Below are 22599 nucleotides of genomic sequence, written 5' to 3' on the forward strand. Positions count from 1 at the left end.
CTTTATCAACATGAAGAAAATAATTTTTACATTACTTATACTGCTTGTGTTTAAGGGGGTTAACGCCCAGTATAGTAAGGACAATCCGAAGGTTTATGGCGACAAAGCCTTTAACAATAAGGATTACTATGAGGCTGCTTTTTATTATAAAAGAGCTGCCGAAGGTTTAAGTCTTACCCTGCTACAGGCTATACCTTATCATGCCGGCGAAAAAACCAGCAAGAAACCTACAAAGCAAAGTGATCAGGCTTATATATCCTATCAGTTAGCCGAGTCATACCGATTGTATGAAAATTATGTTGAGGCCGAAGGCTGGTATTATAAAGTGATCAGCGCCAATTATGAAAAAGAATATCCTTTAGCCCGGCTTTGGTATGGTGTGTGTTTAAGGGCCACACAACGCTTTGATGACGCTATAAAGCAACTGGAGCAATTTAATGCTAATTACAACGGCGACAGCAAGTACAAGGATATCGCGACCAAAGAGATCAAAAACTGCCATTTTGCAAAAGATCAATATCAATATCCATTGTTGGTTGAGGTGACTAAGCTGAAAGAACCTTTTGCCTCTGATGGTTCCGACTACTCTTTGGTTCAACGTGATGGCGATAGCTATTTTACTTCATCGAGGTTTGTTAAAGATGATAAAAAGCACTTTAACCGGGTATATCTGCTTGATAAATCAAAACCTGGCGTACCTACGGTGATCAATTTCAAAGATCCTGAAAATAAAAAAGAAGTAGAATACGGAACTCCATCGTTCAACGAAAATGGAAAGAGGATATATTTTACCCGCTGGTATAAAGAAGGCAGCAAAACGGTACATGCCATTTATTACAGCGATAAGGTAGATAACGATTGGTCGGCCCCAAAGAAAATGAACAGCAATGTAAACGCAGATGGGTTTAACTCTATTCAGCCATTTGTTACTTCTGATGGTCTGCGTATGTTCTTTTCTTCGAACAAACCGGGTGGACAGGGTGGCGACGATATCTGGGTAGCATACCTGAATTTTAATGGCGATGCTGTAAGTGCAACTAACCTGGGTAGTGTTATCAATACCGCATTTGATGAAGAGGCTCCTTATTACGATCTGCCGAATAAAAAATTGGTATACAGTTCAAAAGGATTTGTAGGTCTTGGTGGTTTTGACTTTTTTGAAAGCCAAAGCACGCTCGATAAGTGGAGCGAGCCTAAAAACCTGGGCTATCCAATTAACTCGGCAAAAGACGACTTGTATTATCTGTCTGACCATGACGATGCCAAGAAATTCTATATCAGCTCTGATCGTGAATCAGATTGTTGTTTGGCTATTTTTTCAGCCGAAAATAAAAAATATACGTTATCAGGTATCGTAACTGATTGCGATACTCATCAGCCGTTAGAAGGCGTTAAAGTAAGTTTTATTGACTCGTTAACAAAAGATACCATTCAGCGAATGGTGGTTAATAAAACAGGACGGTATGCATTTGATGTAACCGATAAACGCCCGCATAGCCTCCGGCTTGAAAGAGGCTGTTACTTTGCTAAGAATATCCCAGCACCGGCTTCGGGTACCATGCGTAATGATACTTTATACAGCCCCGATATCTGTTTACAGGCCTTTACTCCTGATAAACCTATCGTGATCAAAAATGTGTTTTACGACTTTAACAAAGCTACGTTACGACCTGCCTCAAAGCTTGTTTTGGACACGTTGGTGATTGTGTTGAAGGATAACCCAACTATAAAGGTTGAATTAGCCGCACACACCGATTCAGTAGGCTCAAACCTGTATAACGATAAGCTATCTCAAGCCCGGGCTCAGGCATGCGTTACTTACATCATATCAAAAGGGATTGAATCGGCACGTATATACGCCAAAGGCTATGGCAAAAGAAAGCCGGTGGCACCGAATTCACTGCCTAATGGAAAAGATAACCCGGCTGGCCGCCAGTTAAACAGGCGTACTGAGTTTAAAGTATTAAAAGACCCGAAGATAGGACCTTTAAATCCTTGTAAATAGAGGGTATGACGATGACGCCTGCTTGTGACTTGTAATTTAGAGGTGGTCATAGAATAAATAAAATGATGTAAAAATATTAACAACAGGGTTTATGATTAAGGAGGATATATTATCAGTAAGCAGGCCGTTACTCAAAACCAAAGGATTTTCAACCCTGCATTTGCAGATATTTGAATACATACTAATAGGGAAAACTAACCGGGAAATAAATCGCATATTAGGATATACCGAACGATCACACGCGGTTGTTGATCATTCGCGTAAAGTGATGTACAAACTATTGGCCATGGAGGATCTTCATAAGGCCGATTTTAAGGACAGGGTTGTATATCCGCGTAAATTTCAGTTCTGGTGGAAAAAACTATTGAATAAACATAAGACTGAATTGTTATCCATGGCGATAGCGCCTAAGTTTTACGAATAAAATTTAACGCCCAGGGCGTCTAACTGATCTGATAAGGAGCAATGAAAACATGATTCATTGCTCCTTTTGTATTAAAAGGCTATTAGTTTACCGCGTTATTGATATACTGCTGTAAAGTTGTGTTTCCCTTTAGCACTATGGTACCTTCATTTTCGGCATGGGCCGAACCCGCGATCACCGCATCTGTCATTTCAATAAAGTTTTTTATCGCATCATCCGAAAACCCTATTTTCTTAAGGGTAGATGGCCATTGATCGCGAGGGATCTGTTTAGCTTTTACATCCTGATGCAAAGCTTTTGAAAAGGCATCCGCAACATCGGCCGAAGTGTGTGACGCCGGACCGTATACTTCGTAAATCTTACCTCCGGAATCATCATTGGAAATAATATCCGAAGCGAATTTGGCTACATCCATAGGGGATATCATGGGAATTGACAGATCAACCGGGTAAAATGTTGGTAAAGTGCCACTTTCTTTTACCACGGGCAGATAAGCTAGCCAATTACTGTAATAATAAGCGGGTCTGATATAAGACTGTTCAATAGCCAAACCGTTAAAGGCATGTTCTAAAAGATACGACATCAATAAGTTTCCCGTGCCCTTATCATATTGCGCCCCCATTGACGAAAGCCCCACCACCTTTTTTACCTTCGACTTTTTTATGGCTTCCCTGATATTGGCAAGACTCTTTTTAGTATCGCCTATTACGTCCTCACCTTTTCCTGTTTCAGGAGTGATAACAAAGAGTGTTGAGCCGTTTTTAAGAGCCTCTGTTAAGGCCCGCTGATCAAAAACATTAGCGATAGCAGCTTCGGCACCTTGTTTTTTAAGCGGTTCTACTTTTTCTCTATTTCGTACGATCCCTTTCACGGGTTCACCTTTTTTTACCAGGTTAGCTACAACTGCCGAGCCAACCTGTCCTGATGCTCCTTGAATAATATTCATAGCTTTAAGTATTACATTTAACTTTAATAATTATAAAGAAGCAAATACTAATCCAAAAACCCCTCTTTAATATAAAAATGATTGGTTTTGGTTAATATAATATCAATAAGTGTTAAAGCTACATTAATTATTGCTTTGACCTTGTTCTTGAATGAGTAAATTATATGGGCTTTATAAGCTGATTTTTTGCAATTAATATATGAAAATAAATTAAGGTGCGAATTGACATACAGTAGGTTAATCATGAATCCTCTTGATAACGCGACTTATGGGTAATTCTGGATGGGAATGAAAAATAAAGTAAGACAGTTATTTCATTTCTCCATACTTTAAATTTTTTATTGACAGATAATAATACTCAACAAATTTCAGATTTGTTAATGAGAGACAAAATGAAAGAACATAAAACTCTTTGCTAAACCTGGATTACCGATAAGTAATAATAGGTGATCATATTATTTGTTTAAACATGTATTATTTATTAAAATGATAAGTATTAAACGCTATTTGAATCGTTTGAATGGACGACTGGTGAAAACAGCCTGTAATTGATACCTTTAGAAGCTAAATAAGATCAATGAGTAGTTTATTAAAAGATATTTATTCTCTGGCATTTTATAGCCGGTTTGCAGATGTACTTGCCGTTGTACTTCCTGATTTTGATAAAAAACACTTCCTGTCGCTTATTTTTACTGATGGGTATGAGAACAAAGCGTTAAAAGAACGGATGCGGCATAACTCCATTGTGCTGCATGAGTTTATGCCGGCTGACTTTCTGGCTGCTGCCGAAGTAATGAAAAAGATCATTATCCGCCTGCGTGCCGAACATTTTGGCGAAGATAGCCTGGCTATGATGTTCCTGCCAGATTATATAGAGGTTTATGGCATCAATCATTATGAAGCTTCTGTAAAGGCCCTGGAGTTTATCACCCAGTTTGTAAGCTGTGAATTTGCGGTAAGGCCGTTTTTATTAAAGTATACCGAGCAGCTGATGAAGCAGATGCAGCAATGGTCCTTACATGAAAACTACAAAGTACGTCGTTTTGCAAGCGAAGGCAGCCGACCGCGATTACCCTGGGGATTGGCCATACCGGCGTTGAAAAAAGATCCGGCACAGGTGTTGGCCGTTTTGGAAAACCTGAAGAACGACCCTTCCGAATGGGTGCGCAAAAGTGTAGCCAATAACCTGAATGATATTTCCAAAGACCATCCGGAGGTAATGATAACCATTGCCCGCCAATGGTATGGGATCAGTAAAGAAACTGACGCTATAATAAAGCACGGCAGTCGTACGCTATTAAAAAAAGGCCATGCTGAAATACTACAACATTACGGCCTGGAGAGCAAAAGCCTAACCATGACCGACCTTCAAATCCTGACACCTGAAGTTAAAATAGGGGATAGCCTGGAGTTTATGTTTACCGTAACAAATGATCATTCCGAAAAACAAACCGTAAGACTCGAGTATGGTATTTATTATCATAAAGCTAACGGACAGCTCAGTAAAAAGGTGTTCAAGATAAGTGAACGGCCCTACCTGCCCGGTGAAAAAGCTGTGGTTAAAAGGAAGCAGCCGTTTAAGCTCATCACTACCCGTACTTTTTATCCTGGTTTGCATCAGCTTTCCGTCATCATTAATGGGGAAGAGAAGGAACCCAAAAGCTTTAATATATTTGTCTGATTATTATTCCTTGAAAACAGATGCCCAACCCGCTTATCAGTTATTTTCAACAGTTTCGGCATATTTCTGATGAAGATGCCTGCCTGATCCTGAACGCTTTTGAACTTAAAAGTTTTAAGGAAGGGGAATACCCGTTTAAAGGGCACCGGATCTGCTCCGAAATGTATTTTATTTGCCAAGGTGTGGTGCGTATAGCAACTCATAATGAACGGGGCGTTGATATAACCCACTTTTTCTATCGCGAAAATCACCTGTGCACTATTCTGCAAAGTTTTAATGAAGGCATCATCACTCCAGCGGCAATTCAGGCCTGTTGCGATGCCGAAATTATGGTGGTAACCAAAAGTAAGCTGATGGCCCTGTATGCGCAGCTACCTTACCTCCGGGACCTGATAGATAACATTAACCAGCAGCACCTGATACACAAAGTAAATGTTCGTAACCGTTACCTTGGTGAGACCGCCGACGATCAGTACAGACTGTTTGTTGAACAAAATCCTGATATCGCGCTACGCGTACCTTTAAAAGATATTGCCAGTTATTTAGGTATCACCCCACAATCGCTTAGCCGGATCCGAAAAAATATACGCTGATAAAGCGTTAGTGATCTAACTAATCTCCTGGAACATAATATAGGCATCCACATAACCCAACTGCCGGTGGTTAAAGCCTTTTGGAATGGTGCCGATGATGCGGAAACCCAGTTTTTGCCAAAGTTTTACAGCTGTAGTGTTGGTGCTTACTACAAAATTAAACTGCATGCCTTTAAACCCGCTTTCTTTAGCTATCAGTAACGAATGCTCACAAAGCTGTTTACCCAAACCCCTGCCGCGTGTATCCGGATGTACCATGTAACCGCAATTAGCCACATGTGCGCCCAGGCCAACCTGGTAGGGTTTAATAAAATAGGTGCCCAGTATTTTATTGTCCTCTTCTGCAACAAAAACCCTCATGGTTGGTGCAAACCAAAATTTAGGCAGATCTTCCTTAGTGCTGTCCGGGTCAAAAGCATAGGTATCGCCGGTTTTAATAACTTGCTCAAAAATTTCCCAAACGCCGTCGAGGTCATTTAGGGAGGCTTCTCTGATGATCATAGGTATAAGATGGCCCTTTTGCTGGACCGGAGCAATAATACACAGATAATCCTAATTTATCATTCCGCGAAATCTAGACTTACAAAGTTTTTAAAATTTTGTAAGTCTTTACCTTTCCTTTTGCCAGTAATGGCTTTATTACACCAGCACAGTTCCGCCATCGGTGATCAGTATCTGGCCGCTTGAAAACTGTTGTTTCATGAGGTAAGTAAATGCCTGGGCAATATCTTCGGCTTCACCAACACGTTTTACCAACAGGGAGTCGCCAACTGATTTATAGTAAGCTTCACGATCTGCCTCGGGTATGCTGTTCCACAGGTTAGTTTTCACAACACCTGCCGAAACCGCGTTTACACGTACCGGAGCCAACTCCACAGCCATGGCCCGGGTTAAACCCTCTATAGCGCCGCAAATACTTGCTCCAAGCAACCAGCCAGCTCCCGGACGTGGGTTAGCAATGCCACTCATTAAAGAGATAGAACCACCCTGATTAATATGAGGTGCTCCATATTTTATCGATGCCAGTACACCCCAGTAACGCAGGTTAAAATAGCTGTGCGCTTTTTCCAGCTCCAGCTCGTTTACATAAATTAAGCTGATGTTTTCGGCGGCAGTGTATACCAGGTGGTCAAAATTGCCTATACCATCAAAAAACGTTTTGATGTTTTGCTCCTTGCTTAGGTCTACCGCGTAACCCGCGGCACTTTCAGGCAGCTCTGCCAGGGCGCTATCTACGCGTTGTTGGCTGCTGGATACTACAACCACGTTTGCACCTTCGGCGGCTGCTGCTTTGGCAGTGGCCAAACCAATACCCGATGTACCACCCATCAATATAATTCGTTTATTCAGTAATTTGCTGTTTTGATTTTGTGTGTTCATGATATAGATTATTTATAGCACAAAGTTCCGCAGGTTATGGGCGTATCCACTTACCATTTGGTAAAAACGTTCAACCCGTCAGCAAAAAATATATTTACATTATGAATATACCATCCGGTATTTTTATAATTACTTTTGCCACATTTTATTTAAAGTTTAAAACCATGTTAAAACGAGTAGTGGTAACCGGCCTGGGGGCGCTAACCCCACTTGGCAACCAGATAAAAGATTTTTGGCAAAATGTTGTGACCGGCAAAAGCGCTGCCGCGCGCATCACCCATTTTGATCCCACTTTATTCCGCACGCAGTTTGCCTGCGAACTGAAAGATTTTAACGCGGCCGATTTCCTGGACAGGGCCGACCTTAAGCGTACCGACCCTTTTACCCAATATGCCCTTGTAGCATCTGATGAGGCCATCAAGGATTCGGGCTTCGACCTCGAAAAGATGGATCCTTTTGATGTGGGCGTGATCTGGGGATCGGGCCAGGGTGGTATGGAAACTTTTGAAGAACAAGTGCGGGACTATACCCTGGGCGATGGGCATCCGCGGTTTAGTCCGTTTTTTGTGCCCAAGCTCATTACCAATATGGCCTCGGGTATGATCTCTATCCGCCATGGGTATATGGGGATCAACTATACCACCGTATCGGCCTGTGCAACCTCAAATACGGCCATTATGGATGCTTTTAACTACATCCGCCTGGGTAAGGCCAAGGTGATCATTACCGGTGGTTCTGAGGCGCCTATTACGCCCGCTTCCTTTGGTGGCTTTAGCTCGATGAAGGCCATGTCGACCCGCAATGATGACCCAGAGGGAGCTTCCCGGCCATTTGATACACGCCGGGATGGCTTTATCATGGGCGAGGGAGCCGGTGCCCTGGTGCTGGAAGAATATGAACATGCTGTAAAACGTGGAGCCCATATTTACGGCGAAGTGCGTGGCGCCGCCATGACCGCCGATGCCTACCACATGACGGCCACCCATCCCGAAGGTTTGGGCGCGGCTAAGGGTATGCAGCTGGCCCTGGAAGAAGCCGGGGTTTCCATTTTCGATGTGGATTACCTCAACATGCATGCCACCTCAACCCCGGTGGGCGATCTATCCGAACTGAAAGCGATACAGGTACTAACCAAAAATCAACAGAACAATATACAGATCAGCGCTACCAAATCCATGACCGGGCATTTGCTGGGCGCGGCTGGTGCCATTGAGGCTATTATTTGTTTGTTGGCCATGCGCGACAGCCTGATACCACCCACCATCAATACTACCAAGCTTGACCCTGCAGTACCCGACAGTCTGAACATTGTTTTAAAGGAGGCCATCAGGCACCAGGTGAATTTAACCATGAGCAATACTTTTGGTTTTGGCGGGCACAATGGTATTGTTGTATTTGGTAAAGTGTAAAGGATAAAAACTTTTTAAACCTTTAATTTTAACACTTTTTTAGTCGAAAACGGTATAAAAAAGCTTAGTTATTGCCCATTTTAACAAAGTTTTAAGCCATTTTAACACTTTTTAACAAATTTTTGATGGGTTTTGAAAGGTTTAAAAAGTATTAATATATTGATAGTCAATTAATTGATGTAAAATTGATCAATTTTTGACCTTGTTTGGTCTTAACTAAACAGCCCGGTTATCTACAAAGATAACTGGGCTGCTGTTTTGATACAATATACGAAAAATTTGCTGGATAATTCTCTTCCCGTTTCATTAAAAATCAAATAATTTGTAAGGAATGGTGTTATAATATGACTAAGGTCATATGAATACGAAATATCAACAATACGCACCTTTGATTTTAAGATTGGTGATGGGATTTGGTTTTATCGCGCATGGCTGGGTGAAACTGAGTCGCGGGCCCACGGGTTTTGAAAAGCTGATTACGCAGACTGGTGTTCCCTTTCCGCATTTTACTTCATGGCTGGTGCCCTTAACAGAAGTTGGGGGAGGGTTGGCTCTGATGGTCGGGAGCTTTACCATGCTGGTGACTATTCCACTCATGATCACCATGCTGGTAGCCATGATCACCGTACAACTCAAATTTGGTTTCAGCTCGGTGAATACCATAGCTCTAACACCCCAGGGACCCAGGTTTGGCCCGCCGGGTTATGAAATAAACCTGCTTTATATTGCCGGGTTAATATCATTGATGATAACGGGTGCAGGAGCATTTTCTGTAGATGGTTTATTAGCCGGGCAGAAGACAAAAAAAGCACAAATAGGCACAAAAACGAGTAATTAAAGGCCTTGATAATTTGGCCATGAGGGGATTTTTGCGTATTTTTAAAGATGCCGGATAAGCTATCTGCAGGGCGACCCGAGTTTAAAGAAGCCTTGAAATTTTGGTTCAAATTAGGCTGGATAAGCTTTGGCGGTACTGCCGGTCATATCGCTATCATGCACGATTTTTTAGTGGATAAAAAGAAGTGGATCAGCAACAGCCGGTTTTTTCATGCCCTGAGTATCTGTATGCTATTGCCTGGTCCCGAAGCACAGCAACTGGCCATTTATATAGGTAAACAATTGCATGGCCGTAAAGGCGGACTGGTAGCCGGTACCTTGTTTGTGCTGCCCTCCATGTTTATCTTACTCGGCTTGAGTATCATTTATGTATCCTACGGTAACCTGCCCTGGATATATGCCCTATTCAACGGACTAAAGCCCGCCGTGATCGCCATTATTATAGGCGCCTTATTTAAGGTAGGCCAAAAATCATTGCAAGGCGTTTTGCATTATGTCGTTGCGGGTATAGCATTCATTTGTATCTTCTTTTTTAATATATCGTTGTTGACCATCATCATCGCTACTATTCTGCTGGCCCTCGCTATCCGGTATGTTTTTCCGGGGATTTTGAAAGGTGATGCGGAGCAGGATGAGCAGCTATCGGCTAATGAACAGGAGTATTTTATCAATAAATTTTCGGCAACTGCTAACCATCAGTTTCAACCTAAACAACTGATACTGCAATTGCTGGTATTCCTGCTTTTATGGTTGTTGCCTTTTACTTTCTTTTACCTGTTTAGTCCCGATTTTCTGTTCTGGAAAACATTGATCCTGTTTTTTACGCAAACAGCTTTTTTTACCATCGGAGGTTCCTATACGGTATTGCCTTACGTGGCGCAATTCGCGGTGGGTAAACTCAACTGGCTGTCCAAGTCGCAAATGGTTGATGGTTTCGCCCTTGCCGAAACTACACCCGGGCCGCTCATCATTGTAGTAGGTTTTGTTGGTTTTATGGCTGGCTTCAATCATTTTCATGCTTCCATAGCCATGGGTAGCATCGCCTTGTTCGCTACCATATTCTATACCTTTTTGCCTTGTTTTTTATACGTATTTGCCGGCGGACCGCTGATCGAAAAATCACACGGCAGCGAGGTAGTGAGCCAGATCCTGAAACTGGTTACGGCCGCGGTAGTAGGCGTGATCCTGAACCTGACCTTATTTTTAGGTAAAGATGTTGTTTTTCCCGGAGGGTTGTCATGGCGTCACTTCAATGTTTTGTCGCTGGTGTGGATAGTGATCTCCCTCGTTTTGATGCAGCGATTTAAACTCAATGTAGTATACCTGATTTTGTTAAGCCTGATGTTGGGGTTAGCGCGGTTTGTGTTGAAGGTGTAGTGGGGCACCCGATAAAAAACACGTCATTGCGAGCGCAGCGTGGCAATCCCCGATGAGCAGAGCCGCTCTGTATTTTAGGGATTGCCACGCTGCGCTCGCAATGACGCGTGTGGTAGAAGGGTTTTCAAGCCCCTCTTCCGGCGAGGCTGACCGAATTATTTCCCCACCTGTTTGATCACCGCGATGATATCCTCTTCGCCATGTAGGGCTTCGGCTTCCTGGAAAGTTTGGTAAGCAATTTTAGCCAGGGGCGAATTCAGTCCTTCGGCCTTAGCCAGGCGCAAGTCTTTAGCGATATGTTTCAGTGCGAAGGCTGCTTTATAATTATCATTCAAAATAGCATCGCCTTTTATTTTGGCAAAAACGTTGCCCAGGGCGCTGTTATTAATAATGGTGAGCATATCTTCAGTCTTGATATCATTTTGCTGCGCGAACAGCACTGTTTCGGCCAAACCCTGGGCGTGGAAGCTTAATAAGGTATTGATGGCCAGCTTGGCGCTGTTGCCCGCCCCGGTTTCGCCCACCAGCAAAACCATTTTGCCCAATTTTTCCAGTATGGGTTTAGCTTTTTCAAATGTGGCCGATGTACCTCCCGCCATGATCACCAGCGTGCCATCCTGGGCCTGTTTTACACTGCCCGATACGGGTGCATCCAGGTAGTCGCTGTCTTGTTCGCGGCACAAAGCGGCCATTTCTTTGCTGATAGCAGGCGATACCGTGCTCATGTTGATGATGATCTTGCCTTTAACTTTGGCGCTTAGTAAGCCATCCTTGCCGTTAAATATATCACTGATGGCTTCGTCGTTGGAAACCATGATGAAAATTACTTCGTTTTGTTGTATCAATTCTTTGGGTGATGGCGCTATGGCCGCGCCGATGGCTTTCAGGGCAGCCTCTTTTGATTTACTGCGATTGTAAACGGTTACGGGGTAGCCTGCATTGATGAGTTGCTGTGACATCGGGATCCCCATGTTGCCCAGACCTATCCATCCTATTTTTGTTGTATTCATGGTATATGTTGATTTAAAATATGCTGCAAAGTTTCGTAAACAAAACGGATAGAATGCTTAACCAAATGGTAAAATCTTCTTTACGTATTGTCATTTTTTGACGGGCAATCATTATGCCGGGAATTGAATGCCTGATAAGTGGGCGCATTCGGTGATGAATTTTTCCTGCACCGCCAGATCTGCCGCTGCCGGCAGAAACTGACGGTGCTGCATATGGTAAAAATATTCGCCCGATACCATGGCCCGCGGATCATTGTTAGTGGCCAGCCACACCTGCGTTTTTGGCGCGTCGGCCAAACTATCAGGGGCACCGGGGCCGCCCATTTTGGTGGCTACCCAACCGGGTTCCAGGGCGTTTGAAAATACCTTGGGCCATTTGCGGGCCGCGGCAAAGGCCAGTATCACGTTATGCAGTTTGGAGTCGGCATAGGCGCTAAAACCGTTCCAGTGGCGGTCGGTCCAGCTAAGGTCGTTCAATGTAGCGTCACCGCTGCGATGCAGGCCCGAGCTGATGTATACCAAGCGTTTGGGCTGATGAATCAGCGCGGTCAGTATATAGGGTGCCAGGCTGTTCACTGCGAAAACGTGCGACAGGCCATCGACTGTTTCTATACGCCTTGGTTCGGTATAACCAACGGCTGCGTTGTGGATAATGGCGTCGAACAAACCCAGGGTATTTACCTTTTCGGCCAGGGCTATGGTTTCTTTAATACTGGAGAGATCGCCGCTTATCGCGGTTTCCGCACCGGGTACAGCGGCCAAAGCTTCCCGGGTCCTTTGTTCGTTACGGGCATGCAGTACTACCGAGTGCCCGGCTTTAACCAGCAATTGAGCGGCCGTTTGCCCCAGCCCATCTGCCGATCCTGTTATCAATATTCGTGACATGATCTTTTTCTTTCGTTTTTATGATAACAAAGTTCGGATAGAAAAGGTGAGGGGGGATTACCAAATGGTAAAAAAGGAAGTAATAGAGATGTATGTAATTTGTAAAATCGGGTCGTGTCGAACTTGTTTCGGCATCCCATAAGCAAAGCGTGCCGTATGGTTGTTAGTTTGTCCTATGGGATCCTGAAACAAGTTCAGGATGACAGGCTGTTAAACAAAAAAGCAGTGGGTGAAACCCGCTGCTTTTTCAGCCTTGCGCTCGTTTGTAACGAGTGCTTAACATGGGTTTGCGTTTAAAACGCCATGGCGATGCAATCGCTTTTCATACAATAAGCACTCGTTACAAACGAGTGCAAGTAGGGTAGAGAAAAAAAATAATGCCACGCTTAAGGCAACCCCAGCGGGGTTAAAGGTCGGTAGAAAAGAAAATGGGTATAGATTTCGTGCCGTACGGTACGAGACTGTTCATGTTGTGTACCTCACGGCACACGGAATGATTTAAATTTATTTTTTCTACCGACATTTTGCACCGATGGCGCAAGCTAAACTCACAGTAGTTTAAAAGCAACTATGCTCTATTAGTCCAAAGCAGAAACTCAACATTATCTGTACAACCCATTGATTTGGCTGCATTCTCAAAATTGAATCCTTCGTATTTAGATACTACTTCATAGACATCCTCAAATCCTTTAGCTCCCTGTGGGATCATACAGCGACTATTATTATCAACAAGTGTTAACCATACGTCCGGTAACCAAGGACCTTCGTCTGTATTTACAAGTAAAATGGTATGAAGCTCGTTCCATCTAACCGAACCCATTCCCCATTTAGGATGCTCTACCTTAACAATTTCTTTGGTTATGGTAACCTCGTACAAATCCTCCGGTTGAGGCGAACGTCTGTTAAATAACTTATTAAATAATCTTATCAGGCTCATCTTTTTATTAGTACGGGTATAAAACAAAAATAGCGATGAGTGAATATTCATCGCTATTTTATATGGGTATATAATGAATTTTACAAACCAAAAGCTTGTTTTACTTTGTCAACATAGTCCAGTTTCTCCCAGGTAAACAGTTCTACTTCGCGTTTCAGTTCGCTGCCATCATGGGCAATGAATGTTTTGGTTACTATTTCGCTTGGTTTACCAAAGTGACCATAAGCAGCTGTTTCGCTGTAAATAGGGTTACGCAGTTTAAAGCGGGTTTCAATAGCATATGGGGTCATGTTAAACACTTCCTCTACTTTTTTAGCTATTTCACCATCGTGCAGGTTTACTTTGGCTGTTCCGTAGGTGTTTACATAAATACCCATGGGTTGTGCCACGCCAATGGCGTACGATACCTGAACCAGTACCTCGTCGCAAACACCGGCAGCTACCAGGTTTTTGGCGATGTGACGGGTTGCATAAGCCGCAGAGCGGTCCACTTTTGAAGGATCTTTACCTGAGAAAGCGCCACCACCGTGCGCGCCTTTACCACCGTAAGTATCCACAATAATTTTACGACCGGTTAAGCCGGTATCGCCATGCGGTCCGCCGATAACGAATTTACCGGTTGGGTTGATGTGATACTTGATCTGATCGTTAAAGAAGTGAGCGTATTTTGGATATTTAGCTTCAACACGTGGAATAAGGATGCTGATGATGTCCTGTTTGATCTTAGCCAGCATGGTTTTTTCCTCATCAAAATCATCGTGCTGGGTTGATATCACAATGGCATCAATACGTTGTGGCTTGTTATCGTCGCTATACTCTAAGGTAACCTGCGATTTGGCATCCGGGCGCAGATATTTGATCTCGCTGTTTTCGCGGCGGATGGCTGCCAGCTCAATTAAAAGGGCGTGGGCAATATCCAGCGCCAGTGGCATATAGTTATCAGTTTCTACAGTGGCATAACCAAACATCATACCCTGGTCGCCGGCACCCTGCTCTTCTTTAGCCTGGCGGTCAACACCCTGATTAATATCTGGCGATTGCTCGTGAATGGCCGATAGCACACCGCATGAGCTGCCATCAAACATATACTCGCCTTTGGTATAACCAATTTTATTGATCACCTCGCGGGCAATTTTTTGTACGTCTAAATAAGCTTTTGACTTTACCTCGCCGGCTAAAATTACTTGTCCGGTTGTTACCAGTGTTTCACAGGCAACTTTTGAATTTTCGTCAAACGCCAAAAAATGGTCGATCAGGGCGTCTGATATCTGGTCTGCAACTTTATCCGGATGTCCTTCTGATACGGATTCAGAGGTAAATAAGTATGGCATATAAATTTGATAAAAAATTAATTAATAAAAACCGAAAGGTTAAGTTTTAACGGATCGAGGTAAAAAGAAGCGTTGGTTTTAGCACTTTTTTACGTGGTTGCAATCCAGCCTTGTGTATCAAGGCAATTAAATCAGTCCACTTTCGGGTGGCAAAAATAAAACAAATTTCACAAAGCCGAAAATACATTTACTTTTGGGGGCTGAAATAATACATATAATTGAAACGTAAAGCGTTATTTATAATAAACCCCATATCGGGTGGGAAGAAGAAGGACGGGGTGCCTGAGCTGATAGATCAAAACCTTGATAAAGCGGTGTTTGATGCAACCATTGTATTTAGCGATGGCGTATCACACGCGCGCATCATTGCGCTGGAGGCTGTAGGCAAGTACGATATTATTGTGGCTGTTGGCGGCGATGGTACGGTAAATGAAATAGCATCGGCCATTGTAGGGAGCGATACGGCCCTGGGTATAGTGCCTTATGGATCGGGCAATGGCCTGGCTCGTTTTTTAGGTATCCCCATGAACCCTAACCAGGCCATACAAACCCTGGTAAAAGGTCATGCAGAAAGCATTGATTCGGGTACGGTGAATGGGCAGCCATTTTTTAATATGGCGGGTATGGGCTTTGATGCCCATATCAGCGAGGTGTTTTCGCACGGAAAAAAGCGCGGCTTTATATCCTATGTTAAATCATCTATGCAGGAGATAGCTACCTATAATGAACAGGAGTACCATCTTGAAATTGATGGCCAGGTTTACAACCGCAAGGCATTTATGCTCAGTATAGCCAATTCATCGCAATACGGCAACGACGCGCATATATCACCCAATGCATCGGTTCAGGACGGTTTGCTTGATATTTGCCTGATCAGGAAGTTCCCGTTGTGGCGTTTCCCGGAAATGGGTATCAGGATGCTGACCAAAACATCTGAGAGTACCAGCTATGTAGAAATTATACGCGGTAAGCAAATTAACGTAACCCGCCAAAGCGAAGGCCCTATACACCTTGACGGCGAACCGCAGGTAATGGGTACTGCTATACATATTAATATAGTACCCCATTCGTTAAAAGTTATTGTGGGGCCAACATATAAAAAGAATTAAGTAAAGAGAGCGGGTGTGGTGCGGGTGCCTGATTTCGGGTATTCCGATTCCGTTCCTGGCAACTGGCTCCTCACTCTCGCTTCAAAAAAAAGTTATGGCTAAAAAGAATTTCACTGGGGTAGTATATTCTACCGATCCTGATTTTCAATACCAGGAGAACGGGGGGCAAAGCGCGCAAACACTGCCCCCGCAACAGCAAAACCTTAAAATTTATCTCGACCGCAAGGGCGGCAGTAAACTGGTTACCCGTATCACCGGCTTTGTGGGCACCGATGCCGATCTGGAGCTTATTGGCAAGAAATTAAAAACAAAATGCGGGGTAGGCGGTTCGGTAAAGGATGGTGAAATACTGATACAGGGCGATTTCAGGGATAAAATTTTAACCCTGTTGCAAACCGATGGGTATAAGGCAAAAAAAGCGGGCGGGTAATTTATGCTTGTAAGTGCTATTGGGTTAGTACCTAAGCGTATATGATACACTAAAATAAAATAAAACATTTAGCGTTATACTACTCCCGGCCGCTATGAAATGGCTTTAAAACCAATATTGTAACATATTAGTAACACAATTTTTATCAGTTAATGCTTGATAATCTAAAAAAAAATGGTTTTCATTGCAAATAATTGTCGTGGCAACACACAATATTTAAGCATTGTTACGTTAATAATGACCAATTAGGCACAAAATGTAATTCGGTATTAAAAAATTGTAAAGAATAACATAAAAGATTTTTTTATTTCATTAAAATTCTATTTTTGTTATTCGCTAATTAAAAGCACATTTAACAAACTTATAATATAAACAAAAACTAAAACTAAAATTTAAAAGTAATGGCAAACGCACCAACAAAACCAACTACTCCTGTTAACAAAGAAAGCTCAAGTGCATCTGGCTTGTTTGCATCCTTAACTATTCCAATCTGCCTGATTGTTACTACTCTTATTTTCATATTCGTTCTGGGCGATCCAAGCCACTTCAAAGGCGGCGACAAAACTGCTTTTCCTGTAGATATTTTCGGAACTGTATATAGCGGTGGTGTAATCGTGCCGGTGATCATGGCGTTTTTGTTAATGGTTATCGTTTTCTCTATCGAGCGTTTCGTAGTAATCGGAAAAGCTTCTGGTACAGGCAGTGTAGATGCTTTTGTTAGAAAGATCCAATCACAACTGAACGCTGGTAACATCTCTGGCGCATCAGCAGAATGCGACAAACAAAAAGGTTCTGTAGCAAACGTTATCAAATCAGCATTGAAAAAATACGCTGAAATGGAAGCTGAACCAAATCTTGACGTTGATCAAAAAACTTTGGCTATCCAAAAAGACATTGAAGAAGCAACTGCATTGGAAATGCCAATGTTAGAGCAAAACTTAACTATCATCGCTACATTGGTATCTATCGGTACATTAACCGGTCTGTTAGGTACGGTTGTGGGTATGATCAAGGCCTTCTCTTCATTAGCGGTATCAGGTGTACCAAACCAGATTGAATTATCTTCACACATTTCTGAAGCTTTGATCAACACTGCGTTCGGTATCAGTACTTCGGCTGTTTCTATCGTAATGTACAACGTATTTACATCAAAAATTGACAAGTTAACTTACGCAATTGACGAAGCCGGATTCAGCATTGTACAAACATTTGCTGCATCTCACAAAAATGCCAACAGATAATAAGTATATAGGTTAATTAGCTTTCGTCCCCCCATTTGTGTCCTATATATAACCAGGAATAATGCGTGGATGTTATAATTATTAAATTCTATATATTTTAAAAAAAATCAAATATGGCAAGGATAAAAGTTCCAAGAAAGAGTACAGCCATTGACATGACCGCCATGTGCGACGTGGCCTTCCTGCTACTGACTTTCTTTATCATGACCGCGAAAGTACGTACCGAGGACCCGGTTCCTATCGATGTGCCAAAATCATCGATACAGCAGCCGATTCCGGAGTCTGACTTCGCTACCATTTCTGTGGGTTCACAGAAAGCATTTTTTGGGCTTGAGGGAGTTGACCTGCGTAGGCAAACCTTGACTCAAATGGCCGAAATCTACAAAACAACATTTACGCCAGATGAGTTAAACAGGTTTTCTACCATTACATCAATAGGCGTTCCCTTTGGTCAGTTACATCAGTTTATTGCTTTATCAGCTGATGACCAAAAAAAATATAATAAGCCAGGTATCCCCCGCGATTCTGTAAGTAACGAATTGTTTAACTGGATACATGAAGCCCGTAAAGCTACCGTAGCATTGCATAATGCTCAATTACGTATAGCTATAAAAGGCGATAGCAAAGAAGAATATCCGGTTATTAAGGATGTTATAGACATTTTGCAAAAGCAAAAAGCGAACAAGTTTAGTTTAATAACAGACTTAGGCGGTAGCGGTGGTGCTGCACCTAAAAAATAAAAGATCATGGCAGAATTAGACACCTCCGGGGGAGGCAAACATAAAGGCGGGAAGGTTCGCAGTAAAAAGCAGTCCACCCGCGTAGATTTAACAGCGATGGTTGATTTGGCTTTCCTGTTGATCACTTTCTTTATCATGACTACAACACTGGCCAAGCCCAAAGCGATGGACTTGACTATGCCAGATAAAGATGAAAAAACAAAAGATCAATTAGCGATTAAGGCTTCATCATCATTAACCTTATTATTAGGTAGTAATGATAAATTGGAGTGGTATTTGGGCGAGGCCGGAAAATCGGCACCTACTATAATTGGTTATGGTCCAAATGAGCTGCGCAAATTGCTTGTTGAAAAGAAAGCAGATATCGAGAAAGCTACAGGCAAACCGATGTTTGTTTTGATCAAACCAAGTGTTAAATCAACCTACAAAAACGTGGTTGCCGCGCTTGATGAGATGAATATCGTCAACGTATCAAGCTATGGTATTGTTGATATTATGCCCATTGAAATCGCTGATTTACAGAAGAATGGGCTTTACAACGATACTAAATAATTAAAAATAACGTTATTAACTACCATTAAATCTTAAAAGATGTTTGGATCGAAATTAGACATATTAGATCAGAAATGGATCGACGTTGTTTTTAGTAGCAGGAACAAGGCCTACGGGGCTTATGAACTGAGAAGAGATAACTCCAAGAATACATCAAGAGCGCTCATTATTGCAATCATTGTGTTTGTATTTGTTATTGCTTTACCTACTATCATCAACAGGATCCAGGGACTTATCCCAAAAGCTGATCAAAAAGTGAAGATAACAGACGTAGTGCTGTTACCTCCACCACCTGTGGATCAAACCAAAAAACCACCTCCGCCGCCACCTGAACCACCTAAACCAAAGGTTGACCAGGTACGTTTCCCACCTCCGATTGTAAAACCGGATAACGAGGTTAAGGAGAAAGATCCACCAACAATAAAAGATTTGGAGACTAAGGACCCTGGTCAGAAAGACCAAAAGGGTGATCCTAACGCCGATATCAGAATTGATGAGCCGGTAGGTAACTCCGATGTTAAACAAGTAGTAGAAGCCGATCCTAACCAGATCTTTACTTCGGTAGAGCAAGTTCCGGAATTCCCGGGAGGTTTAGAGAAGTTTGGTTCATACCTGCAAAAGAATATGCGTTATCCTGCAGTTGCCCGTGAAAACGGAACTCAAGGTAGAGTAATCTGTACTTTCGTAGTTGAAAAAGATGGATCTTTAACCGATATTAAGGTTACCAGAGGTATCGGTAGCGGCTGCGACGAAGAAGCGGTTCGTGTATTGAAAAATTCACCACACTGGAAACCAGGTATTCAGAATGGTCGCCCGGTACGTGTACAATATAGCGTGCCAATCAGCTTTACGTTAGCAAGCGAATAATGCCACTCAATTTTAATAAAGAACAAAAATCGCCCAAAAGGCGGTTTTTGTTTATTTTAGGCGCTGTCACCTTTGTTTGTTTTGTCGTTTTAGGCTTAATGATCATGTTTTGGGACCAGTTGCCCTTACAATTACCGCAATACCAGCGAATGCTCTTTGGAGCCTTTGTTATTGCTTATTCCATTCTGCGGTTTTCAAGATTGTTTAAGAAGGATCAGTATGAAGATTAATTTTAATAGTCAGTTTTTATTTTTTGCATTGCTCTTAAGTGCGGGCCTGCAGGCCTGTAAACAAAAGCCGACAAAATTTTCAACTGATAATGATGCTAAATCGGGCAAAGCAACTTTTGTTGCCGATGCTTCCTTCTCACCTATCTTAGATCAGGAACTGTATATATACGCCAGCCAAAATCCCAATGCCAAGATCAATGTTTTGTATAAAACAGAGAATGAGGCCGTAAATGCCCTGTTAAACGATAGTGTGCGCGTAGCCGTACTATCGCGCGAGCTTACAGCCGATGAGCGTGCTGTGATCACCAAAAGAACATTGTCGGTGGAATCTGTACGTTTTGCCATTGATGCCATAGCGCTTATCGTGAACACAGCTTCAAATGATACCACCATTACTGTAGGCCAATTGAAAAAACTGCTCACAGGACAGGGCGATTTAAACAGAACCATTGTTTTTGATAACCCTAATTCGAGTTTGGTAAGATATTTGAAGGACTTTACCGGAAGTAAGGGATTTACGCAAAAAAACATTTATGCGCTTAAATCGAATAAAGAGGTTTTGAAATATGTAAGCGAACATCCGGATGCTTTAGGCATAACCGGGTTTAGCTGGCTTAATGATCCGGATAAGGATTATGCCGGATATGTGGAAAAGGTTAAAGTAGTAAGTGTCAGGGATGAGTCAAACAAACAATACCCGGACACTTATTTTAAACCATCACAAGAGTCGCTTGTCTTAAAACAGTACCCTTTAAGCAGAGGGCTTTATGTAATCAATTGTACAAGCAAAGTAGGTTTGGGCATGGGTTTCGCCAAATTTTTGGGCAGCCAGCCAGGTCAGCGTATCATACTAAAATCAGGCCTGTTGCCCGATTCTATACCAACGAGAGAGATTAGTTTAAAAAATAAATTTTAATTAAAGATGAAAATGATCAGTAAAATAGCCACGGCATCATTAGGACTGTTATTAGGAGGTTCATCAGTTTTTGCGCAAAGTCTAGCCGACGCCAAAAAAGCTATTGACGCCGAACAGTATCAGAAAGCCAAATCAATGCTTAAAAACCTTACGACAACACAAGCCGATAAGGATGAGAACTTTTTTTACCTGGGTTGGGTATATATCAAACAAGATTATGCCGACTCGGCAAAAGCGGCCTTTAACAAAGGTATTGCCGTAAATGCCAAATCAGCTTTAAACTATGCTGGTTTAGGGGCTGCTGCCCGTTTAGATAAAGATAACTCGGGAGCTACCAACAACTTTAACCAGGCCGTTACACTGGCTGGTAAAAGCTCAAAACCATACCAATATGTAGGTGAGGCTTATTTATTGGTTGCACCAGGTGCAAAAGTAGCCCCGGCCGATGCCAATGCTGCTATTGCCGTTTTACAAAAAGGTAAAGTAGTAAACCCTAAAGACGCGGAATTATTAATCACTTTAGGTAATGCATACCGCTCGCAATTAAAGAGCAACGAAGCTTACCAGGCTTACTCAGATGCATCAACCATCGATCCTAAAAACCCGGCTGCAAAAGTAGCTACAGGCGTCTTATGGCAGTTTGCCAATAACTTTGAAGATTCTGAGAAACAATTTCAGGACGCCTTAGCTATCGACCCTAATTATGGTCCTGCTTACCGCGAATGGGCTGAAACAGATGTACGCTGGTCATATACCGATCCTAAAATGGCATCAGCGAAGATCAAAGAGGCAGCTGATCATTATAAAAAATATATCAGCCTGACCGATCAGTCTGTTGAGTCACAAATGCATTATGCCGACTTTTTATTGTTGGCCGGTGATTATAAAACCTTACAACAGGTGGCTGCTGATCTTTCAAAATCAGCAAACAGTAATGCAAGGGCATATCGTTACCTGGGTTATTCGGCATTGGAGAACAAGGATTGTGCTGCTGGTTTAACAGCCATGAATACCTGGTTCCAGAAAGCTGAGCCAAAGCGTATCCTTCCTCGTGATTATTTATACCTGGGGCGTTTACAAATATGTAATGGTCAGGATTCATTAGGTATCAATACTTTGAGAAAAGCTTTAGCGCTGGATTCGACTCAAACAGATGTTTACGCCGAGATTGCTAAATCATTGTTCCGTGGAAAAAAATATGTAGAAGCCGGGGATGCCTATAAAGTGGTTACCCAAAAAGGTGGACGTAATGTTAAGCTTACAGATTATTTTTACGAGGGTATTAGCTATTACTATGGTTATGACGAGAAAAAACCAGGTGCCGATTCATTAATAGCCAGAGCCGATTCAGCTTTTAGTTATGTTACCCAAAAAAGTCCAACTACTGCTGATGCTTACGTTTATCGTGCACGTGTTAATGAGTTAAAGGATAAAGACCGTAATAACATTATGGGTTATGCTAAGCCTTTTTATGAAAAATATATTGAGCTGGTACTTGCTAAAGGAACACCAGATGATAAAACTAAAAAGGCACTGGCAGAATCTTATGTTTATTTGGCTAACTATGCTGAGTTTAAGGAAAAAGACTTAACCAAGACTGCTGATAACTATGCTAAAGCCCGGGATGCAGATCCTACCAATAAACAGGTTGTAGCCTACTTTGCGAAAAAAGGCGGTGCCGGTAAAAGCAAATAAGGTT

22 protein-coding genes are annotated in these 22599 nt (G+C 42.5%); 15 read left to right on the plus strand and 7 right to left on the minus strand.

The genetic code is table 11. From position 1 onward, the window contains the following. Nucleotides 1-10: 10 nt before the first annotated feature. Nucleotides 11-2005, plus strand: a complete 1995-nt coding sequence (locus AC57BQ_RS26110; RefSeq protein ID WP_496409043.1) for an OmpA family protein — start codon at nucleotides 11-13, stop codon at nucleotides 2003-2005. Between the two features lie 91 nt (nucleotides 2006-2096). Beyond that, complete coding sequence (locus tag AC57BQ_RS26115; RefSeq protein WP_496409044.1) at nucleotides 2097-2429, plus strand: hypothetical protein; 333 nt, start codon at nucleotides 2097-2099, stop codon at nucleotides 2427-2429. Between the two features lie 82 nt (nucleotides 2430-2511). Here the strand turns inward: AC57BQ_RS26115 and AC57BQ_RS26120 are convergent, their stop codons facing one another. Next, nucleotides 2512-3375, minus strand: coding sequence for an NmrA family NAD(P)-binding protein (locus AC57BQ_RS26120; RefSeq protein WP_496409045.1), 864 nt, complete (start codon nucleotides 3373-3375; stop codon nucleotides 2512-2514). Between the two features lie 577 nt (nucleotides 3376-3952). Here AC57BQ_RS26120 and AC57BQ_RS26125 point away from each other — a divergent pair. Next, nucleotides 3953-5056, plus strand: coding sequence for a DNA alkylation repair protein (locus tag AC57BQ_RS26125; protein WP_496409046.1), 1104 nt, complete (start codon nucleotides 3953-3955; stop codon nucleotides 5054-5056). A gap of 20 nt (nucleotides 5057-5076) precedes the next feature. Then, the gene (locus AC57BQ_RS26130; protein ID WP_496409047.1) at nucleotides 5077-5649 is read left to right on the plus strand and encodes a Crp/Fnr family transcriptional regulator; all 573 of its coding nucleotides are present in this window, start codon (nucleotides 5077-5079) and stop codon (nucleotides 5647-5649) included. Nucleotides 5650-5664: 15 nt separating this feature from the next. Here the strand turns inward: AC57BQ_RS26130 and AC57BQ_RS26135 are convergent, their stop codons facing one another. Both AC57BQ_RS26135 and AC57BQ_RS26140 read right to left on the minus strand, forming a co-directional pair. Next, complete coding sequence (locus tag AC57BQ_RS26135) at nucleotides 5665-6150, minus strand: GNAT family N-acetyltransferase (RefSeq protein ID WP_496409048.1); 486 nt, start codon at nucleotides 6148-6150, stop codon at nucleotides 5665-5667. A 138-nt stretch (nucleotides 6151-6288) separates the two neighbouring features. Further along, the gene (locus tag AC57BQ_RS26140) at nucleotides 6289-7029 is read right to left on the minus strand and encodes an SDR family oxidoreductase (protein ID WP_496409049.1); all 741 of its coding nucleotides are present in this window, start codon (nucleotides 7027-7029) and stop codon (nucleotides 6289-6291) included. Nucleotides 7030-7193: 164 nt separating this feature from the next. Between AC57BQ_RS26140 and fabF the strand changes: the two genes are divergently transcribed. The 3 genes from fabF to chrA all read left to right on the plus strand — a co-directional run bounded on the left by fabF (nucleotide 7194) and on the right by chrA (nucleotide 10652). Next, on the plus strand, nucleotides 7194-8438 hold the full coding sequence (gene fabF, locus AC57BQ_RS26145; protein WP_496409050.1) for a beta-ketoacyl-ACP synthase II: 1245 nt from the start codon (nucleotides 7194-7196) through the stop codon (nucleotides 8436-8438). 358 nt (nucleotides 8439-8796) lie between these two features. Continuing rightward, on the plus strand, nucleotides 8797-9276 hold the full coding sequence (locus AC57BQ_RS26150) for a DoxX family protein (protein WP_496409051.1): 480 nt from the start codon (nucleotides 8797-8799) through the stop codon (nucleotides 9274-9276). Between the two features lie 47 nt (nucleotides 9277-9323). Then, nucleotides 9324-10652, plus strand: coding sequence for a chromate efflux transporter (chrA, locus tag AC57BQ_RS26155; protein ID WP_496409052.1), 1329 nt, complete (start codon nucleotides 9324-9326; stop codon nucleotides 10650-10652). A 155-nt stretch (nucleotides 10653-10807) separates the two neighbouring features. Here the strand turns inward: chrA and AC57BQ_RS26160 are convergent, their stop codons facing one another. The 4 genes from AC57BQ_RS26160 to metK form a co-directional block, all read right to left on the minus strand. Further along, the gene (locus AC57BQ_RS26160) at nucleotides 10808-11662 is read right to left on the minus strand and encodes an NAD(P)-dependent oxidoreductase (RefSeq protein WP_496409053.1); all 855 of its coding nucleotides are present in this window, start codon (nucleotides 11660-11662) and stop codon (nucleotides 10808-10810) included. A 111-nt stretch (nucleotides 11663-11773) separates the two neighbouring features. Then, nucleotides 11774-12547 carry an SDR family NAD(P)-dependent oxidoreductase gene (locus tag AC57BQ_RS26165; protein WP_496409054.1) on the minus strand — a complete coding sequence of 258 codons (774 nt, stop codon included), beginning with the start codon at nucleotides 12545-12547 and terminating at the stop codon, nucleotides 11774-11776. A 568-nt stretch (nucleotides 12548-13115) separates the two neighbouring features. Beyond that, nucleotides 13116-13535, minus strand: coding sequence for a hypothetical protein (locus AC57BQ_RS26170; protein ID WP_496409055.1), 420 nt, complete (start codon nucleotides 13533-13535; stop codon nucleotides 13116-13118). Nucleotides 13536-13564: 29 nt separating this feature from the next. Next, on the minus strand, nucleotides 13565-14815 hold the full coding sequence (gene metK / locus AC57BQ_RS26175) for a methionine adenosyltransferase (RefSeq protein WP_496409056.1): 1251 nt from the start codon (nucleotides 14813-14815) through the stop codon (nucleotides 13565-13567). Nucleotides 14816-15033: 218 nt separating this feature from the next. On the opposite strand from metK, the gene AC57BQ_RS26180 reads away from it, so the two are divergent. From AC57BQ_RS26180 to AC57BQ_RS26215, 8 genes are all read left to right on the plus strand, one after another. After that, on the plus strand, nucleotides 15034-15924 hold the full coding sequence (locus AC57BQ_RS26180) for a diacylglycerol/lipid kinase family protein (protein WP_496409057.1): 891 nt from the start codon (nucleotides 15034-15036) through the stop codon (nucleotides 15922-15924). 94 nt (nucleotides 15925-16018) lie between these two features. Continuing rightward, nucleotides 16019-16354, plus strand: a complete 336-nt coding sequence (locus AC57BQ_RS26185) for a translation initiation factor (protein ID WP_496409058.1) — start codon at nucleotides 16019-16021, stop codon at nucleotides 16352-16354. A gap of 401 nt (nucleotides 16355-16755) precedes the next feature. After that, nucleotides 16756-17595, plus strand: a complete 840-nt coding sequence (locus AC57BQ_RS26190; protein WP_090473579.1) for a MotA/TolQ/ExbB proton channel family protein — start codon at nucleotides 16756-16758, stop codon at nucleotides 17593-17595. Between the two features lie 113 nt (nucleotides 17596-17708). After that, nucleotides 17709-18335 (plus strand): ExbD/TolR family protein, encoded by a 627-nt coding sequence (locus AC57BQ_RS26195; RefSeq protein WP_496409059.1) that lies wholly within the window; start codon nucleotides 17709-17711, stop codon nucleotides 18333-18335. Nucleotides 18336-18341: 6 nt separating this feature from the next. After that, on the plus strand, nucleotides 18342-18887 hold the full coding sequence (locus AC57BQ_RS26200; protein WP_496409060.1) for an ExbD/TolR family protein: 546 nt from the start codon (nucleotides 18342-18344) through the stop codon (nucleotides 18885-18887). 39 nt (nucleotides 18888-18926) lie between these two features. Continuing rightward, nucleotides 18927-19754, plus strand: coding sequence for an energy transducer TonB (locus tag AC57BQ_RS26205; protein ID WP_496409061.1), 828 nt, complete (start codon nucleotides 18927-18929; stop codon nucleotides 19752-19754). A 219-nt stretch (nucleotides 19755-19973) separates the two neighbouring features. Beyond that, nucleotides 19974-20900, plus strand: a complete 927-nt coding sequence (locus AC57BQ_RS26210) for a PstS family phosphate ABC transporter substrate-binding protein (protein ID WP_496409062.1) — start codon at nucleotides 19974-19976, stop codon at nucleotides 20898-20900. Between the two features lie 6 nt (nucleotides 20901-20906). Then, complete coding sequence (locus AC57BQ_RS26215; RefSeq protein ID WP_496409063.1) at nucleotides 20907-22595, plus strand: tetratricopeptide repeat protein; 1689 nt, start codon at nucleotides 20907-20909, stop codon at nucleotides 22593-22595. The last annotated feature ends 4 nt before the right edge of the window (nucleotides 22596-22599 follow it).

It is taken from the genome of Mucilaginibacter sp. BGA-UO-ETr-C110, from assembly GCF_059567985.1.

What these genes read in the sequence shown, in the direction of transcription:
- AC57BQ_RS26195 (WP_496409059.1), top strand. Translation starts at nt 17,709, where the DNA reads ATGGCAAGGATAAAAGTTCCAAGAAAGAGTACAGCCATTGACATGACC.
- AC57BQ_RS26120 (WP_496409045.1), bottom strand. Translation starts at nt 3,375, where the DNA reads ATGAATATTATTCAAGGAGCATCAGGACAGGTTGGCTCGGCAGTTGTA.
- AC57BQ_RS26125 (WP_496409046.1), top strand. Translation starts at nt 3,953, where the DNA reads ATGAGTAGTTTATTAAAAGATATTTATTCTCTGGCATTTTATAGCCGG.
- AC57BQ_RS26165 (WP_496409054.1), bottom strand. Translation starts at nt 12,547, where the DNA reads ATGTCACGAATATTGATAACAGGATCGGCAGATGGGCTGGGGCAAACG.
- AC57BQ_RS26130 (WP_496409047.1), top strand. Translation starts at nt 5,077, where the DNA reads ATGCCCAACCCGCTTATCAGTTATTTTCAACAGTTTCGGCATATTTCT.
- AC57BQ_RS26210 (WP_496409062.1), top strand. Translation starts at nt 19,974, where the DNA reads ATGAAGATTAATTTTAATAGTCAGTTTTTATTTTTTGCATTGCTCTTA.
- AC57BQ_RS26160 (WP_496409053.1), bottom strand. Translation starts at nt 11,662, where the DNA reads ATGAATACAACAAAAATAGGATGGATAGGTCTGGGCAACATGGGGATC.
- AC57BQ_RS26115 (WP_496409044.1), top strand. Translation starts at nt 2,097, where the DNA reads ATGATTAAGGAGGATATATTATCAGTAAGCAGGCCGTTACTCAAAACC.
- AC57BQ_RS26140 (WP_496409049.1), bottom strand. Translation starts at nt 7,029, where the DNA reads ATGAACACACAAAATCAAAACAGCAAATTACTGAATAAACGAATTATA.
- chrA (WP_496409052.1), top strand. Translation starts at nt 9,324, where the DNA reads ATGCCGGATAAGCTATCTGCAGGGCGACCCGAGTTTAAAGAAGCCTTG.
- metK (WP_496409056.1), bottom strand. Translation starts at nt 14,815, where the DNA reads ATGCCATACTTATTTACCTCTGAATCCGTATCAGAAGGACATCCGGAT.
- AC57BQ_RS26185 (WP_496409058.1), top strand. Translation starts at nt 16,019, where the DNA reads ATGGCTAAAAAGAATTTCACTGGGGTAGTATATTCTACCGATCCTGAT.
- AC57BQ_RS26190 (WP_090473579.1), top strand. Translation starts at nt 16,756, where the DNA reads ATGGCAAACGCACCAACAAAACCAACTACTCCTGTTAACAAAGAAAGC.
- AC57BQ_RS26110 (WP_496409043.1), top strand. Translation starts at nt 11, where the DNA reads ATGAAGAAAATAATTTTTACATTACTTATACTGCTTGTGTTTAAGGGG.
- AC57BQ_RS26135 (WP_496409048.1), bottom strand. Translation starts at nt 6,150, where the DNA reads ATGATCATCAGAGAAGCCTCCCTAAATGACCTCGACGGCGTTTGGGAA.
- AC57BQ_RS26205 (WP_496409061.1), top strand. Translation starts at nt 18,927, where the DNA reads ATGTTTGGATCGAAATTAGACATATTAGATCAGAAATGGATCGACGTT.
- AC57BQ_RS26215 (WP_496409063.1), top strand. Translation starts at nt 20,907, where the DNA reads ATGAAAATGATCAGTAAAATAGCCACGGCATCATTAGGACTGTTATTA.
- AC57BQ_RS26170 (WP_496409055.1), bottom strand. Translation starts at nt 13,535, where the DNA reads ATGAATATTCACTCATCGCTATTTTTGTTTTATACCCGTACTAATAAA.
- AC57BQ_RS26200 (WP_496409060.1), top strand. Translation starts at nt 18,342, where the DNA reads ATGGCAGAATTAGACACCTCCGGGGGAGGCAAACATAAAGGCGGGAAG.
- AC57BQ_RS26150 (WP_496409051.1), top strand. Translation starts at nt 8,797, where the DNA reads ATGAATACGAAATATCAACAATACGCACCTTTGATTTTAAGATTGGTG.
- fabF (WP_496409050.1), top strand. Translation starts at nt 7,194, where the DNA reads ATGTTAAAACGAGTAGTGGTAACCGGCCTGGGGGCGCTAACCCCACTT.